The sequence below is a fragment of the Nonomuraea dietziae genome (assembly GCF_014195505.1).
GTDB classification, from domain to species: Bacteria; Actinomycetota; Actinomycetes; order Streptosporangiales; family Streptosporangiaceae; genus Nonomuraea; species Nonomuraea roseola.
On sequence record NZ_JACIBV010000001.1, the window covers coordinates 8,553,734 to 8,568,946 of the forward strand.

A 15,213-nucleotide genomic window follows, 5' to 3' on the forward strand; every position below is an offset into this window, starting at 1 on the left:
GGCTTCAGTCCCTCGGCAGCAGGGTCCCGAGCGGTCCGAGGTCGAGGTTCAGGTCGGCTGGAGACAGGTCGAACCGCTCACACAACTCGGTCATGGCCTCTTCCAGCCGCATCAGCGTCAGGCCGAGCGTCTCGATCTGCTCGTCGGTCAGGTCTCCCTGCTCCATCCGCCGCACGCACTGGCGCTCCACCAGCTGGCGGACGAGCTCGACGAGGGTGAGCACCAGCCGGGAGAGATCACGCTCCATGGCCTCGGTGTCGGTCTCGATGCGCAGCCTGCTCGGCCGCGTGCTTCTCGGTGGTTCGAGGGCGTCCATGGCGTCTCACCTCCTGATGCCGTCGCCGATCGTGTCGCCGTCCCGCACGGACGTGATCAACGCCCGTACGGAGATCCGTACGAGGTCGATGTCCGCGATCGACAGCACGAGATCGCCGCTCACGACGACCCCGCCCGCCAGCAGCCGATCCAGGAGGTCGACGAGGGCCACCCGTTCCGAGGGAAGGCGGCCCTCCCTGGCCAGTGCGGCGCCGCGCGGTTCCTCAATCGTCATCGGCCACCCCCGGTTCGTCGGGCTCTGCCAGCTCCGCGAAGGAATAGGGCGCCCAAGGGCCGGTGAGCTCGATGTCGACACCCTCTCCACGCAGACCCTCGGCCAGGCGGGCGAACTCCTCGGCGCGGGACAGGTCGACGAGGTAGGCGCCGTTGAGGATCATGAGCTCCTTCCTGCCCGACAGCTCGGGGTCCTGCGCTCGGTGACGGTGGCTCGCGGTCGCGAAGGACGAGAGGACGTCATGGATCTGCTCCGCACGTGAGGCGGCCTCACGCCATGCCTCCTCGCGTCCGCGCAGGCTCGCCTGACGTCGCCTGAGGTATGCCGCTCCTGGGCCGCCCCCTTCGGCGCGCTCCTCGACCGGAGGCGCGCCGGCGAGGTCCATGTAGACCTTGACCCCCCATTCCTGGCGATCGGTGATGCGGGAGAGCACCTCGACGAAGTCGTCACGTCTCCGGCTCAGCAGGTTCCTGACCTGATCGTCATCGGTGTAGACGGTGACGAGCCGGACCGGCGCGGTAGGGCTCCCCTCGGCGACCGCTTCCACGACGGCGTGGTGGGCCCTGGCCGTGTCACCGAGCCAGTCGAGATCTTCCATCGACCTCTGCAGCGGCTGGGAGCCGAACTGATCCAGGGGGACGGTGCTCACATAGGCGACGAGACCGGCATGGGTGATCGTCCGCACGGGCGTGCCGCCGACACCCGCGAGGCTCTCGGCTCGATTGCGGCCGGCGCCGCGCGTGACCGCGTACAGGTAGGTCCCCGTGTCATTCATTGCTCGTCCGATCGTTCCGCCTCCAGAGATTGGCGCTCCTCCATCGCCGACAGCCGGGCGCGAAGCCTGCGGTTCTCCTCCAGCAGGCCACGGTTGTCGCCCGTGAGCCACGGATCGTGCTCCCACCAGTCGATGCCCATCTCCCTGGCGGTGTCGACCGAGGCGATCACCAGCCGCAGCTTGATCGTCAGCAGTTCGATGTCGAGGAGGTTCACCCGGATGTCTCCCGCGATCACCACTCCTCTGTCGAGAACCCTCTCCAGGATGTCGCCGAGGTTGGCGGGCTCACGGCCTGCCGTCGCGGGCGACGATGACTGGCGTACGGCAGGCAGAGGGCGTGAGGCGTCGGTCATCTCACGACCTCTCGTAGGGATTGTCGCTGCTGCTACGCCTGTAACGGCCCTTCCTGCGGTAGGACATCAGGTTGCCCTCCATGTCGAGATCGGCCTCGTACAGCGCCAGGACGTCCCCGGAGGAGGGGATGCGACGGTCCTCGACCACCTCGACCACCACCACCCATCCGTCTTCCGTGGGTTCCACGAGCGTGACGCCCTCCGCCTCCCTGGCGGTCAGGTCGATGACGTGGCGCAGTCCCACCTCGCCGGCGGTGGCGGCGGTGAGAGCGCGGGGGCGACGCTCGCGAGGTCTGTCGCCCTGCTCCTCCGGACGTACGACCCTGCGCTTGGCGGGCACGAGGTCACCTCCTTTCCGTGTCACCCATGGGGCCGGCGGGTTGGCCGGTCATCCGCTGAAGAATCAGATTCATGGCCTCCTCCGCCTCCTCCTCGGACATCACGCCTGTCGCTCTCGCCGTCTCGATCTCTTCCAGCTCCCGCCTCACCACGGCCGGATCCCGCAACTGACGCTCGGCCTCGTCCTGTATCAACTCCGCCAGCCTGATCAGGCCCTTGAGGGGAGCGAGCGGCAGGCCCAGGAGGGAAGTGATCAGTCCCATCCCTCATCACCCTGTCTCGTCATGACGAAGTCGTACGCCGCCAGCGGTCCGAGCAGGCGCAGCGTGATCCGGTCGGCCCATCGTCGGCCGAGTTCCTCCATCACCTGCTCCAGCTCGGCCTGCCGGCTCGTCTCGATGAGCAGGGCCACATGGACGGCGTCCTGCTCGTGCGAAGGCTGGCGCACGACCGACAGCACGCTGAGCTCATCGACCTGTTCGATCAGCTCAGCGGTGTCTGCTTCTCTCTTGGCCGCGATCGCCTCGTGGATCATCTCGCCGAGCTGGATGCGCTCGTTCCTGGTGGCGTCCTCGGGCAGATCGCGGATCTCGTCACGCAGCCGGGCGGCCTCGGGGTTCTCCTCGAGAATCTCCGTGAACACCGCGTCCTCGACGTATCGCCCCTTGACCACGTACTGGGCGCGCCCTTCCAGCTCCTCGAGCGCGGCGACGAATTCGTCGTGGTTCGGCCGGAGAAACTCCTCGACCACCGCCTCGTCGTCCGTGATCACCGCCCCGAAGCGGAGGGGCAGCACGGGCACCTCCGCCGCGGCCGCGTCGAGCAGCTCTTCGTGCGCGAGCAGATCGTGGGGCGTGCCGAGCGGGCGATCGAGACTGACGTCGCTCACCAGCGCGGCGATTCTGCCGTGCTGCAGCGACCGCACCGGGGTGGGCGGATCACCCACACCACGAGCCTCCGCGTCGACCTCGATCTCGGCCGGCACGACGCCGTAGACATAGCACCCGGTGGTCTGTTCCTCCGGCACGCTCTCCGAGGTGGCGGAGGTCTCCGTTGATCGGACCATGTCAGCCCTCCTCCGGTCGCTCCGTTCGGCGGAGTTTCTTTCGGCGCCCGTCGTCGCGTTCGTCGGTGAGGTCGCCGAGCCTCTCGCCGGCGCTCTCCAGCGAACCCTGGATGACGGTCTTGGGCTTCTGCAGCTTCTGGGGCTCGGGGGGCTCGGGGGGCGCCTGGTCGCCGCCCTTCACGCTCTGCACGAGCTCCGGCAGCCCCGGCTTGCTCTTGTCCGTAAGATCCAACCGGTTCACCGCCTCGGCGAAGCGCAGATAGGTGTCCACGCTGGCCACGGTGATCCGCGCGTCGATGCTCAGGAGCTCGATGCCGACCAGTGAGATCCCGACGTAGGCGTCGATGACGAGCCCCTTGTCGAGGATCGAGTCGATGACATCCGCCAGACCGGACCCGGTGCGACGTTCAGCCGCCCCGCCTCCCGCGGGCTGTACCGTCATGCCTTGCCTCTCCTTGGTGTTGACTCTCGGCTCGTCACTTGCGCGTAGCGCTCGCCCTCCTCCGGGTGGGGCGGGCAGGCTCCTCCTCGGTCTCCTCCACGTCCTCCGTGCGCCGCCGTCGTACTGGGCGGGCCGTACCCGGCCTCCGCGGACGCTCCCTGGCGACCACGGGCTGGGGCTCCTCTTCTTCCTCCTCCTCGGGCTCCTCCTCCTCTTCCTCTACGGCCTGGGGCTCTTCTTCCTCTTCCTCCTCCTCTTCCTCCTCTTCTTCGTCTACGGCCCGGGGCTCTTCCTCCTCTTCCTCTTCTTCTTCCTCCGGCTCCTCCTCCTCTTCGCCCTCCTCCATGTCCTGGGGCTCCTCCTCCTCGGTCAGCTGGTCCTCCTCCTCGGCAGGCTGTTCGGTCTCCTCCTCCTGCTCCTCCGCGAGGGCCGTCTCGTGATCCTTGGTGACCTTGCCTTCGTGTATCTCTCCGCGCCAGCCGTCGGCGGTCGCCTCGTCGAGGTTCAGCAACGTCTGCGTCATGACATGACGCGCGAAGTGCTTGAGCTCGAGACGGGCTCGCCTCCCCTGCAGACGCCCGAGGTTGCCGACCCGCTCGAACAGACCCTGCGGGTGGTACTCCAGCACGAGCACCACGCGGGTGAGGTCGGGGGTGAGGGCATGGAAGGTCACCGCGCCGTCGACGTGCCCCTTGGGTGCCTTGGAGCGCCAGACGATCCGTTGGTCCGGCACCTGTTCCAGGATCGTGGACTCCCAGGTGCGATGGGACCAGACGATCTGCGCCTTCCACGTGAGCTTCTCGTCGGATTGCTGGTCGACGTTCTCCACCTTCTTCATGAAGGAGGGGAAGTCCCTGAACTGGGTCCACTGGTTGTAGACGGCCCGCACGGGAGCGCCGACATCGATCACTTCGACGATGTTGGTCACACGCAGCTTGGCGCCCTTCTTCCCGCTCTGTCCTCCGCCCTTCTTGCCGAAAAGGCCGCCCACCACGCTGCCGGCAAGGCCGGCCACGCCCTTGACGGTGTCCGCCACCTTCCCGAGCCCTGAGCCGCCGGACTGGTCGTCCGACTGATCCGCCCCCGTGATGGCGCTCAGCAGGCCTGTGCCGCCGCCTTCAGCGACGTCGGTCAGCCGCCCTGTCATCGCCTCGACCCTGTTCGTCGCCGAGAGCAGCGCGCGCTCGGCGACGGCCTGGAGAAGACCCTGCAGTTCCCGGGTGAGCCCTTCCGTCGGCAGGTCCTTCGTGACCTTGTCAGCGGCCGGGGCCTTGGGCATGTTCATCGCGATCCCCTCGTCGTCCGTGCGACGGGTCGCGCAGGACGCTCACGCCGGGTTCTCGCCGCCGCCTTGGGCGGCTCCTTCTTCGGCGGATCCTTCTTCGGCGGCGCCTTCTTCGGTGGTGGTGCCTTGGGAGGCTCCTCCTCGTAGGCCTCGTCCTCGAACACGTCTTCTTCGTAGGCCTCCTCGTCCTCCGGGGAGGAGGCGGCGCCTGGCTGGCGGAGGGACTCGGTGCGATCGAGAAGTCGCGAGCTCAGAGCCTGAATCTGCCTACTGGTCGCGGCCACAGCGGCCGCCTTCCCCGCCTCCATCAACTCGCCGCGCAGGCTCTTGGTCAGCTGCTGCAACTCCGGTGAGGAACCGATCAGCTTGGTTCCCTGCTGCAGGAGACCACCTTCGCCTCGTTTGATACGGCTCGCCAGTCCGGCGGCCGCCAGCGCTGTCGCCATCCGCAGCTTGTGACGCCGTCCTAGGTAGTACCCGGCTGCGACAGCCATTGCTATCCGCGCTCGATCGTTCATGATGCGCCCTCGCCGTTCCTGTGCCGACCTCGACCACCACTCCGGCCTTCGCCGGGAGCCGCGATCCGTCCCGCGAGTCCTTGAACCCGCTCACCCCTTCCCCTTAAAACGGATAAAGAAGCGCGTATCGGAAAAACGGGCACAAACTTGACGTTGTGGACTTGGGGAGGGCCCGCCGCGGCGAGCGGCGCTCTCGCCTCGCGTCCACCGGGGAAGAACAACCCTTCGGGTTCGTGAGCGCATCGCGGGGTAGCAGGGCAGGAGGAGACTCAAGGGCTGAGGCGACGCCGTCTTTCGCGGCGCCTGCCGCGTGTGGCGAGGGGGACGCGTGCTTGGACACCCGGCGACCGTACTGAGCGCCGGGCTCGCGGCGGCCTTCGGCGCGGCGGCGTGGGTACGTCGCGGGCGACCGCTGCACCCCGACGGGCTGGTCCTCAACGCCGCCCTCAGCCTGCACGGGGCGCCCCAGCCCAGAGGGGTCGCCTTCCTGGACGAGCCGGCGGAACTGCGAGGAGTCGCACGGCTGTCCCGCTCCCTCGGCCTGCCCGCTCCGCTCCCTGATGTCCTGGGCCTGGCCCTGCGATGGCCGCAGCCCGTGGCCGGCGCCACCGTCGCCCGCATCACCTCGGATCTGCTGCTGGCCACCACCGGTCACACCGTGGCCGGCCGCCGCCTGCTGCGGCCCGCGACGAGGTGGGCGCCCGGCATGTACGGCTCCCTGTTCGCGTTCGCGACCGGCAGCGGCACGGTCCTGCTCGGCGCGGTCGCCCGGCGATCCTGGTCGTTGCCCGCGAACTTCGACGCACTCGCCCGCGCCGTCGAGCAGCGACCGCTGCTGTTCGATCTCGTGGTGGCATCGCCGTCCGGCCCATGGGAGCGCTTCGGCGTACTCCGACTCGAAGGCCCGGCTCAGCAGGACCTCGCCGAGCCCATGCGGTTCAATCCGATCCGGCGTCCGATCCCCGGCCTGAACCCCGCCGCCTGGCACCGCCGGCTGCGCGAACCGGCCTATGTGGCCGCGCAGCGAACACCCCACCGCACCGGCGTCCAACTCCACACCCGGGCAGGGGGGCGCTGAGCGGGTCGCTGCCCCGATCGTGGCACCCCACCTGGCATCTCCTCCAGAGCCTCTGGCGGGACGTGCGTTCCCCCTCGCGAGGTGGGCGACGGCCGTACTGCGGGTGATCCCATGGGGGGAGCGGCGGGACGGCTCGTCCGTGCGGCCTCCGCATCCGGCAACAAACCATGACTTTCCGTGCCGGGTAGGCAACTTTCTGTGCCGATCGGGTGGCAGAGGCCGGCACAGGCGGATGAGATGAGCGGACGTGTCCGGCCAAGGAAGGACCCCCGGAATGCCCCGACTCATCGGCGCGGCAGCGCTTCTCGTCGCGGTCGCGCTGACCGCCTCGTGCGGCCCTGCCGGCTCGACCGCCTCCACCGGTGCGACGCTCTCGCCCACCTCTGCCCCGTTCGGGACGGCCTCGCCGTCCCCCACCTCGACCGCGCTGACCTCGACGGTCAGCCCGACCCCGACCCCGACCCCGACCGTCTCCACCCCGGCGGTGCGCAAGCCTCGGCTGCCCCGAGTGAAACCCCCACAGCGTCCCGAGCCGAAGCCCACCGCGACCAAGCGCCGTCCGCCTCCCGCTCCCGCACGCACGCGCCGGCCGCCGGCTCCGGCACGGATCGTGCACCCAGGCTCGTTCTGCTCACCGCCCGGCGCCGTCGGCCGGACGAGAAGCGGCACCCGCATGGTGTGCGGCTCGCGCGGCGGCGACAGGGCCCGGTGGCGCAGCGGGTGACCCCGCGTGAGCCCGGCACACGATGGTGGGCTGCCGGGCCACCGCCGCGCGGGCCGGGGCGTCGCCGATTGTGAGCTGCCGTCGGCGGGGTTCCGCCGTCCTACAGCTCCCAGTAGTCGCCGACGGTGCCGCACTCTCCCGACCAGATCACCCAGTTGAACTTGACCGCCCGCTGCAAGGCCCCTTTGTGCCCAAGGTGGATGCAGCCGGTGGTGTAAGTGTTGGAGCCCACCATGTAGCCGGAGACGTAGGCATGGTCATGGCCCGGGTCCTCCCAGCCCCTGTTGTAGATGGCCCAGATGTGCGCGCCGTCGCACTTGGGGCTGCCGTTGGACGGTGTCTGGCAGGCGAGCTTGGTGCCCGCCCCGTCGTAGTAGAAGCAGACGCTCCCCTTGGGGCAGACCCAGGCCAACGCCGCGCCGGCCGGGCTGGACGACACGCCCAACGTGGCGACGAACATCATCGCGAACACCACCGCGAGCCGGCGGACGAAGGCCGATCTTGATCTCATGCCCGCAATGATGACAATCGGCTATATCGAGGCGATATTGATCCGCTTGATGCCAGAGCGCGATATTTCTCCGCGACCACTCGTGGACGATCACGACCAGGCCGTGCAACGGGTTGGATCTGGACGACGCCTGCCATGCGTGGATCGAAGGGAGCCGGGGGCTGGCGCGCACGCTCGGGCTGGTGCTCGGGCCGGGCGAGGATGCGTGGGAGCCGGCGCTGTCACGGGCGGGGGCGGGCGGGCAGGTACCGGCTGGATGCCGACGGCCGAGCGGCGTGGGTCGGGGCGAGGCCATGGCTTCGAAACGCAGTACGGACCCGCCCACCGCCGGCCTGCCGGCCCCTGTCTCCATACCAGCGAGGGGAGCACCACGGACGCCACCGTCACCCGGTGACGCAGCGAGGGGCCGACCACTTCGGGTCCTTCGTACGGCAGCGGCGGCACGAGCGTGAGCGCGAAGCTTTCTACTTACCGTGCGGTCTGCGTACCATCTCGGTGATCCAGATGGGCGCGAACGGAGACGTGCAGCCCGGGGGAGTCGGGTAGTCCTTGAGAACCTGCAGGCGCTCACCGATGTCGATCGCGCGGGCGCGGTGCTCGGCGTGCTCGATCCCGATCTGGGCCAGGCAGTGGTTCATCGCCCACTGCAGGCGAGCCGGGGCGTCTTTCATCTCCGCCTCGACGACGTCGAGCAGTCCCGCGAGGTCGAGGCCCTCGGGCTTCTTCGCCACGCGTTCGGTGGTCAGCGCCCAGCCGGCGCTCGCGACCACTGGATCCGGATCGGCGGACCATGTCAGGCGCAGCTCTTCGGCGTGCGGGCTCTTCTTCACCACGTAGTTCACGAGCCAGTCATGCACCTTGGGTGTGCCCGCCTCACGCAACATGACGTCCAACTCGTCACGCTCGAACGCCTTCGGGCGGCAGATCAGGATCGCCAGCAGCCTCGCCGCGGTGTCATCCGTTCCCCAGAGCCGGCATGCGAGTTCCTGCTGGGTCTTCAGCCGTTTGGCGAGCGCGCGGAGCTTACTGAGGTTCACACCGTGATCGTCACCGTGTCGCTCGTTCACCTCGCGTATCTTCTGGTCCTCGAGCTCGGCCAGCTCGGCCATCACCTCGGCCACCGTCGTCTCGGTCGGCGTCGTCTCGGCCACCCCAGCCTCCTGTCCATCACGTAGGAGACTCAGCCTAGGACGCAAGCCGGCCTCCTGCCATGCACGCCGGTTCGGCGGCAGCCACCGACGCGAGATCTCGCGCCTTCACCCCGTGCAGCAGTTCACCGGCCCTTGGTGACGGAAGTCGACAGCTGGTCGCCGGAGCGCTGTCGCGAAAACGGAACCGGTCAGTCCGGACTCGCAGGCGGCAACGCCGCAGGAGCGGCGCTATCAGGTCGGGGTTCTGCAATGGCCTTAAGGTGTCGTGCTCACCATGCCGGTCCAGGCCACCGTCACGGCTTGCAGCGTCTGCGGTGATCAGCCCGTCGAACATGGCGCTCACCGCGGCCCGCCGTGCCGTAGCCCGGCTGACGCTCCCCGAGATCGACTACGGCCGGTTGGTGGCGTCCCCGGCCTCTGCCGTGATCAATGAGATAGATCGGCGGGCGGCCACCCGCGCCGAGATCCAGATCTTGTCGGTGGAGCTCGACGACGTGCGCGCCGAGCTGACGCAGGGCATGGCCGCCTGTGTGAAGGCCGGCTGCCGCTTCGCTCAGACCCTGTATCGCAGGTTGAGGATGCCGATGGTCGCGTGGTCTATGAGACGACGTCTCGTTCGACCGTTGATGCGGTCGCCCAGCGTCATCCGGACGGCCGTGTCATCACCGGCGGGCCGAAGCCCTTGGCAGAACGGACAGCGTGATGGCCCCGACGGCTTGGTGATGTCAGCTTGGAGGGGCTCTGCAAATCGGCGTGCAGAGCTCGCAACCTCCCTTTATGCCATCGATCCTTTCAGATATGGCTCATGATTGCGTGCATAGTCCAAATCTCGTGCACGAGCAGCGCCGCTTCAGTAAGGCCGTTGTTCACGGCACTTACGCTCGCCGCATGAGTACTCCTTCTGCCGCGAACGCGGGCATGCTGAGGCTGTCCATCACGCCCGGTGAGCTCATCACAGCGGGAACCGTCGTGACGCTGCTCGCGGAACGCCCGATCGGCCCCTGCTCCGCGGGATCAGTGCGCGTGTGCATGGCGTCGAGCAGAGGTGGCAGCATCGACGGTTGCTACCCGGCGGTCGTGACCAAGAACTCGACAATCGAGGTTTTCACCGACGGCCTCCATGTCGGCGCATACAAGATCTTCGTCGAAGAGCTTCTCGACACCGAAGGCGAGCGTCTGGTCTATCGCCAGGTCGTGCCGTTTGTCATCACTTCGCTGGTCGGCGAGGTTCCGGCTGAGGTACGCGTCGTGCACGCGGTACATCTACGGGTGGGCGAGTTTCAAGTGGTGCGTTGCGCCCCGGGCCAGCGTGATGGCGAGGGGCAGTACATCGAAGTTCTTAAAGTGGTTGAAAGAAAATCCGGCCAGAGGAGAATTCTCGGCTTCAACGAGCGCGGCGAACAGGTCGACGTCGAGGCGGTGCTCCGGGATGTGCAGCAGCGTAGGTTTGAGCGCTACGGGCTGATACATGAAACCCTCTGGGACCACATGGAACAGCTGCAGCCGGACGACGAGGTAAGCGTGATCGTTTGGCCACCGGTCTCCTCGGACGAAGCTGGTTTCGATAAGCCGACGGATCGCCCCGCGGAGGGTCCGTCGAGAGCCGAGACGGAAGCGGCTCGCCTGTGGCGCCAGGCACAAGACGTCCTAGTTGACACGCTGCATGAGCTTGGCGTGCAGCCCCGAAGGGCGCTGGCTGACCGGGTGCCCCTTCTGCAGGCCACGCTGTCCGCGGATCAGATCCGCGCCCTGGCACAGGCCGACACTGTGGGCGCCATCTTCCTGGACAATCCGACAGGGGTCGAAGATGATCTTGGCGACTCCATCGCTGTCGCCCGCACGGATAAGGCTCACAGCCTCGGATACATCGGTACCGATGTGACTGTCGCTGTATGGGAGGGGGCGCCCAAGAGTGAAACAGATCTCGCCATCTCTGCCAGGTTCACGTCCACCCCGACGGACCAAAACGACCACGCGACCAACGTCACGGCCATTATCAAGAATACAACTCCTGATGCACCTAAGGGGCACGCGCCCGGCTGCCGCCTGGTGTCGGCAAATGACAAATCAATAAACGCGCTTCAGTGGGCGGTATACACAGAAGGGGCCACGGTGGTCAACCAGAGCTTCCACCGAAGTCGCGACGAAGCTGTGTTTGGAACGTTGAGCGCCGATGATGTGCTCGAGGACTGGATGGCACTCACCTTCCCCTATCCGACGATTGTGACGGCTGCTGGCAACACCAACACGCCGTCGGGCGCATCTGAAGCGAATCCGCCGCACGCCGAATTCGTCAACCATAAGGGTTACAACACGCTGACGGTAGGCAACCACAACGACGGTGCAACTGCGATGGTGCCGACCTCGGTATTCCGCAATCCCATCTCTCCGTATGGAGACCGAGAGCTCCCCGAACTTGCTGCCAACGGGCTTGGGGTCACTGCGGCTGGTCTGACATTCAGTGGGACCAGTCAGGCTGCTCCAGCAGTAGCTAGTGCGGCAGCGTTGATTCAGGACGTCGATGCGACGTTGAAGTCGTGGCCCGAAGGCTGCAGAGCAATCCTGCTGGCCAGTGCAGATCGCAATCTCGAGGGCAGCACCTGGGACGCGCATGTGGCAACCAGGACGGACGCCAGGGATGGCGCGGGCGCGTTGAACACCGACGAAGCAGTCTGGATCGCCGAGCGACGATGCAAGCCTAACCAGCCGCGCCGGCGCGGCTGGGACGTCGGACGCCTCCAGGCGGCCGCTTTCCAGTTCACTCCGGAGCTGCCAGGACTCAAGGAGTTCTCCTATCAGATTCGGCTGGGCGACACCCCTCTATTTTTGCCTAAACGAATCAAAATTGCATTGGCGTGGGACAGTACCCTTTCCTACTTTTTCTGGGGCGCGCCGCCAAATTATAAGCTTTACCCATTTGACTCACGACTTAAGATCGATCTAGATCTGGAGGTGGCGTGGCCCGACGGCACCCCCATCGCTACCTCGAATGGTTTTGACAACAGCTATGTGGTAGTCGAATTCGAGCAGCCGACTGGTTATTTTTACGATGAGATTCACGTATTCATTCGCGCCATGCCGCGCCCCAAGCCGTGGAAGGCGTATTTCGGTATCGCATGGACATTCTTCGCCTGAGCGCCGCGCGAGCTGCTTCGAACCGGGCGGCGGCGGAGTGCCGACGTCGTCGGTCATGGCACCGCCGTCGGATAGGTGTTCTTGCAAGACGGTGAACCCAGTCGACGCCGAGCAGCTCATGCTCGTCCTCCACGTCGATCATGGCGGTGTAGCCGCCGAGCAGGCCGTTCGGCAGCGGAATGCGGGAGATGGTGGCTACACGCCGCGTCATGCCGGGGTGCGTCATGTGGCCACCTCCTCACCAGGCCGAGGCCGCGCCCACGTTATGCGGACGCCGAGCGTGGTGGCGGCGTGGGTCGGGGCGACGCCCTGGCTTCGAAACGAATGGCGACCCTCGAATCAGAAACTACAAGGCGATGCCCCGGGATTTCGTGTGCGAATCCCGGGGCATCGGCTGTTGTTCGTGCTGCTCGTTCAGTACCGAGCTTCTTCAGGTCGGCTGCTTCCGACCATTCTGCGGGCTGTCAGCCCATGTGCGGGTAGCGGTGGTCCGTCGGCGGCTCGATCGTCAAACCACCATATAGGTGCGACGTGCCCGTACGCTGGCGTGGGACCGGGGGCGGGCGGTGTTGTCCGGTGTGGGGACATTGCCCGACTGGCCTCCTCTGGCTGTGGTCGTATTCTCGGCGCCAGGTCGGCGGGAATGTCTTCCCTATATGAGGTGCTGATAGTCGAGTCACCGAATATCCCGCCGTCGTATAAGTGGGGGGCGCTCGGGTGCCCGGGTGCGCGGCCCGGGCGCCTGGACCATCGGCTCGATGGTGTAGTAAGGCTCGCCTTCGCCTTCGGGGCAGTCGATGCCATAGGCGCCGCGATTGCCGATCTGGCCGGCAAGGGTCACCGAGGGCTGGTTGCTCCAGGTCAGACTAGACATCTGCCAGTAGCTGTTGACGCGCCGGGCGACGATGCCGGCAGTGGCTGTGTCGCTGCAGTCGTTGGTGTCGTAGTTCCACAACCGGAGGTCCGCGTTCTCGACCGTGCCACACGGGACCCGCTTCCCGACCAAGAGCAACTCGACGATTAGCGGCGAAGACGACCTGGACGAGCTGCGCAGGATCGGCGTGTCCGAGCAGAGCGCCCGACCCCTGGCCGGCTGTGACCTCGACCGGTTCGGCGAGCCGGACGATCAGCCAGAACAAGACTGAGCAGCGGAAGCCGGTGAAGAGGGGGCGGGCCTGGGACCTGACGGACGGGATGCGTCCCAGGCTCACTTCGTCCCGCCGTCCGGCTGCACCGCGGGGATCTCGGCAGTCGGCTCCGACCTGGAGAGGACGGTTCGCGAGTTGATGTTCCCTGAGCCGTCGCTTGCTAGCGCAGAAGGCGCTCAGGCAGTTGCTTCCGCACGCCCACGCAAGCGGGCGTCAAGCACCGTGCAATCAGCCGCACATAGAAACGCTCCTGACAAGAAACGGAATCACACGCCAGGAGCCCCAATGTTCGGCCTCATCATCAGCGTCGCCGTCACCGCCATCGTCTTAGTCGTGACGGGCGTCGTCTTCCTGCCTGTCCTCAAGAACATGCAGGCGGGCAAGCGCATCCTGCAAACCGGAGTGCCCGCCCAGGCCATGATCGAGCACCTGGGCGAGACCGGCATCACGGTCAACGGCCAGCCCATGGTCGAGTTCGGCCTCCGCGTCCGGCACGCGGACGGCCGCGAGTACGGCGTCACCCACCGGCAGATCCTGCCGCGCCTGATGATGGGCATGGTCTCCATCGGCGTCGTGGTCCCCGTCAAGGTGGACGTGGCCCAGCCGGAGAAGGTCGTCATCGACTGGTCGGCCGCGCGCCCCGCCCACTCTCCCGTCTGGCCGAAGGGCTGATCGGTCCTGCGACCGGAGAGCCCGCTGACGCCACCGGCTCGGGCGGGAAACCACCCTTCTGGCCGCGTTCCGGCTGCCATCCTGGTGCAGTGCTGATCTCCCCGATGCCCGGGGCGGACCGCAGAAACGTCCGTCAGGCGCTCAACTACGTATGGACCGAGGCAGTCAACGCCCGGACCACCAGTGAGCCGGACGAGCTGTGCCTGAAGTATCTGTCGTAGGGGGTCGAAGCCGCCACGCACCTGCGCAGCCAGGTCAGCAGTCGCGACATCGACCGGCTCGTCCTCACCCGCCGGTACTGGGCGCTGCAGCACGTGATCTCCACGGCACCGCACCTCCATGGGAAGCAGGCAGTCCAACGTGCGCAACTGGTTCGGATGGAACTCGAGGAGCGCGCGGCGGACCTGAAGCGGGCCATCGACAACGTCGAGGACCGCGTCCAACGGTGGAGCGACCTGGCGGTCTACGTGGTCGCCGACACCAGCTTCTACATCCGTCCGCGTCGACGGCGGATGCTGGCCCGACTGCGAGGATCTGACGGCGCCGCTCGACGACGTCGACGGGCACGCCTTCGCCGTCACCTACACGCGCGGCCTGCCGCTGGACGAGGCGGCGATGCACGCCTACTCCACCTACGCGTGCGAGCTGCTGAACGCCTGCAACGGCGCCGACTGCTGCCGCCTGCCCGAGCGGGTGACCACCGTCACCCGGCAGGGCGTGAGCGTGGGCTTCGTCGACCCGATGACGTTCCTGGAGGAGGGCCGGACCGAGATCACTGAAGTCGACCAGTGGCTCGCCGCCGTCAACCCGTACCGGCTGCGGCAGCTCTCGCGCGTCCTGTCGCCTGACCGGCCGCGCCTGCGGAGGACGTCGTGGCCGTGAACATCGACCGGACCGCCTACGACCTGGCGGAGGAGCTGCTCGCCTGCTTCTGCGCCGCGCTCGAGGAGACGACCGCGGGCGCGCCCTGCCGCTGCAGCCTCCTGCCGGGCGCCAAGGTCGCCGTTGACTTGTGCTGCGACTGCGGCGACGGAGACGACCAGGCGTGGGTTCGGGTGGACAGCATGTGGCCGACGACCGCCAGATGGCCGCAACGGCTGGGCGAGTCGGCGGCCGGCGACGCAGCAGCACCACCGTGATCCGCGTGGGATAGCCGACGACCCGCGGGCGATCATGAACTGCCCGTGCAACGAGCTGGACCTGGACGACGCCTGCCATGCGTGGATCGAGGGGAGCCGGCTGCTGGCGGGGAAGCTGGCATTGCTGCTCGGGTCGGGTGAGGATCCGTGCGCGGCGTACGGGCCGGGCTGGTACCGGCTGGACGTCGACGGCGAAGCGGCGTGGGTCGGGGCGACACCCTGGCTGTGAACGGGAAAGGCCGAAGCCCCGGGATTCGTATTCGAATCCCGGGGCTTTTCGTTTTGTGTGGCCGCTATTCGCGCAGCTCGATTAGTGGCCGAGCGTCT

21 protein-coding genes are annotated in these 15,213 nt (G+C 67.2%); 8 read left to right on the forward strand and 13 right to left on the reverse strand.

The annotated features are described in order from the left end of the window. Window positions 1-4: 4 nt before the first annotated feature. Genes FHR33_RS40690 through FHR33_RS40735 form a run of 10 tightly spaced genes read right to left on the reverse strand, consistent with a single transcriptional unit; the run spans window position 5 to window position 5,256 of the window. On the reverse strand, window positions 5-316 hold the full coding sequence (locus tag FHR33_RS40690) for a gas vesicle protein K (RefSeq protein ID WP_183659390.1): 312 nt from the start codon (window positions 314-316) through the stop codon (window positions 5-7). Between the two features lie 6 nt (window positions 317-322). Further along, window positions 323-550: a gas vesicle protein gene (locus tag FHR33_RS40695; RefSeq protein WP_183659392.1), complete on the reverse strand. Its 228-nt coding sequence runs from the start codon at window positions 548-550 to the stop codon at window positions 323-325. Continuing rightward, a complete protein-coding gene (locus FHR33_RS40700; RefSeq protein ID WP_183659394.1) occupies window positions 540-1,325 on the reverse strand; it encodes a GvpL/GvpF family gas vesicle protein in 786 nt (261 codons plus the stop codon). Before FHR33_RS40700 ends, FHR33_RS40695 begins: the two co-directional genes overlap by 11 nt. Further along, window positions 1,322-1,678, reverse strand: a complete 357-nt coding sequence (gene gvpJ / locus FHR33_RS40705) for a gas vesicle protein GvpJ (RefSeq protein WP_183659396.1) — start codon at window positions 1,676-1,678, stop codon at window positions 1,322-1,324. The genes FHR33_RS40700 and gvpJ (FHR33_RS40705) overlap by 4 nt, the downstream gene beginning before the upstream one ends. 1 nt (window position 1,679) lies before the next feature. Beyond that, complete coding sequence (gene gvpO, locus FHR33_RS40710; RefSeq protein ID WP_183659398.1) at window positions 1,680-2,018, reverse strand: gas vesicle protein GvpO; 339 nt, start codon at window positions 2,016-2,018, stop codon at window positions 1,680-1,682. A 4-nt stretch (window positions 2,019-2,022) separates the two neighbouring features. Continuing rightward, window positions 2,023-2,280 carry a gas vesicle protein GvpG gene (locus FHR33_RS40715; RefSeq protein WP_183659399.1) on the reverse strand — a complete coding sequence of 86 codons (258 nt, stop codon included), beginning with the start codon at window positions 2,278-2,280 and terminating at the stop codon, window positions 2,023-2,025. After that, complete coding sequence (locus FHR33_RS40720) at window positions 2,271-3,083, reverse strand: GvpL/GvpF family gas vesicle protein (protein ID WP_183659401.1); 813 nt, start codon at window positions 3,081-3,083, stop codon at window positions 2,271-2,273. The genes FHR33_RS40715 and FHR33_RS40720 overlap by 10 nt, the downstream gene beginning before the upstream one ends. A gap of 1 nt (window position 3,084) precedes the next feature. After that, complete coding sequence (gvpJ, locus tag FHR33_RS53685) at window positions 3,085-3,525, reverse strand: gas vesicle protein GvpJ (protein ID WP_183659403.1); 441 nt, start codon at window positions 3,523-3,525, stop codon at window positions 3,085-3,087. Window positions 3,526-3,559: 34 nt separating this feature from the next. After that, window positions 3,560-4,810 (reverse strand): SRPBCC family protein, encoded by a 1,251-nt coding sequence (locus FHR33_RS40730; protein WP_183659405.1) that lies wholly within the window; start codon window positions 4,808-4,810, stop codon window positions 3,560-3,562. Continuing rightward, window positions 4,807-5,256 carry a hypothetical protein gene (locus FHR33_RS40735; protein ID WP_183659407.1) on the reverse strand — a complete coding sequence of 150 codons (450 nt, stop codon included), beginning with the start codon at window positions 5,254-5,256 and terminating at the stop codon, window positions 4,807-4,809. Before FHR33_RS40735 ends, FHR33_RS40730 begins: the two co-directional genes overlap by 4 nt. A gap of 400 nt (window positions 5,257-5,656) precedes the next feature. Here FHR33_RS40735 and FHR33_RS40740 point away from each other — a divergent pair, with 400 nt between their 5' ends. Then, on the forward strand, window positions 5,657-6,406 hold the full coding sequence (locus FHR33_RS40740) for a hypothetical protein (RefSeq protein ID WP_183659409.1): 750 nt from the start codon (window positions 5,657-5,659) through the stop codon (window positions 6,404-6,406). Window positions 6,407-6,680: 274 nt separating this feature from the next. Beyond that, window positions 6,681-7,130, forward strand: coding sequence for a hypothetical protein (locus FHR33_RS40745; RefSeq protein WP_183659411.1), 450 nt, complete (start codon window positions 6,681-6,683; stop codon window positions 7,128-7,130). A 100-nt stretch (window positions 7,131-7,230) separates the two neighbouring features. On the opposite strand, the gene FHR33_RS40750 is transcribed toward FHR33_RS40745, so the two are convergent. Together FHR33_RS40750 and FHR33_RS40755 are read right to left on the reverse strand one after the other, a co-directional pair. Then, entirely contained in the window at window positions 7,231-7,641 is a 411-nt protein-coding gene (locus tag FHR33_RS40750) for a hypothetical protein (protein ID WP_183659413.1), read from the reverse strand. Window positions 7,642-8,105: 464 nt separating this feature from the next. Next, the gene (locus FHR33_RS40755; RefSeq protein ID WP_221242478.1) at window positions 8,106-8,750 is read right to left on the reverse strand and encodes a DNA alkylation repair protein; all 645 of its coding nucleotides are present in this window, start codon (window positions 8,748-8,750) and stop codon (window positions 8,106-8,108) included. An 873-nt stretch (window positions 8,751-9,623) separates the two neighbouring features. On the opposite strand from FHR33_RS40755, the gene FHR33_RS40760 reads away from it, so the two are divergent. Beyond that, window positions 9,624-11,927, forward strand: a complete 2,304-nt coding sequence (locus FHR33_RS40760) for a S8 family serine peptidase (protein WP_183659418.1) — start codon at window positions 9,624-9,626, stop codon at window positions 11,925-11,927. Between the two features lie 676 nt (window positions 11,928-12,603). On the opposite strand, the gene FHR33_RS40765 is transcribed toward FHR33_RS40760, so the two are convergent. Then, complete coding sequence (locus tag FHR33_RS40765) at window positions 12,604-12,882, reverse strand: hypothetical protein (RefSeq protein ID WP_183659420.1); 279 nt, start codon at window positions 12,880-12,882, stop codon at window positions 12,604-12,606. Window positions 12,883-12,904: 22 nt separating this feature from the next. Between FHR33_RS40765 and FHR33_RS40770 the strand changes: the two genes are divergently transcribed. The 5 genes from FHR33_RS40770 to FHR33_RS40790 all read left to right on the forward strand — a co-directional run bounded on the left by FHR33_RS40770 (window position 12,905) and on the right by FHR33_RS40790 (window position 15,115). Then, the gene (locus tag FHR33_RS40770; protein WP_183659421.1) at window positions 12,905-13,072 is read left to right on the forward strand and encodes a hypothetical protein; all 168 of its coding nucleotides are present in this window, start codon (window positions 12,905-12,907) and stop codon (window positions 13,070-13,072) included. A 288-nt stretch (window positions 13,073-13,360) separates the two neighbouring features. After that, window positions 13,361-13,747: a hypothetical protein gene (locus FHR33_RS40775; RefSeq protein ID WP_183659423.1), complete on the forward strand. Its 387-nt coding sequence runs from the start codon at window positions 13,361-13,363 to the stop codon at window positions 13,745-13,747. 615 nt (window positions 13,748-14,362) lie between these two features. Continuing rightward, window positions 14,363-14,629 carry a hypothetical protein gene (locus FHR33_RS40780; protein WP_183659425.1) on the forward strand — a complete coding sequence of 89 codons (267 nt, stop codon included), beginning with the start codon at window positions 14,363-14,365 and terminating at the stop codon, window positions 14,627-14,629. Then, window positions 14,626-14,886 carry a hypothetical protein gene (locus FHR33_RS40785; RefSeq protein ID WP_183659427.1) on the forward strand — a complete coding sequence of 87 codons (261 nt, stop codon included), beginning with the start codon at window positions 14,626-14,628 and terminating at the stop codon, window positions 14,884-14,886. The genes FHR33_RS40780 and FHR33_RS40785 overlap by 4 nt, the downstream gene beginning before the upstream one ends. Window positions 14,887-14,920: 34 nt before the next feature. Beyond that, entirely contained in the window at window positions 14,921-15,115 is a 195-nt protein-coding gene (locus FHR33_RS40790; protein ID WP_183659429.1) for a hypothetical protein, read from the forward strand. Window positions 15,116-15,213 lie beyond the last annotated feature (98 nt).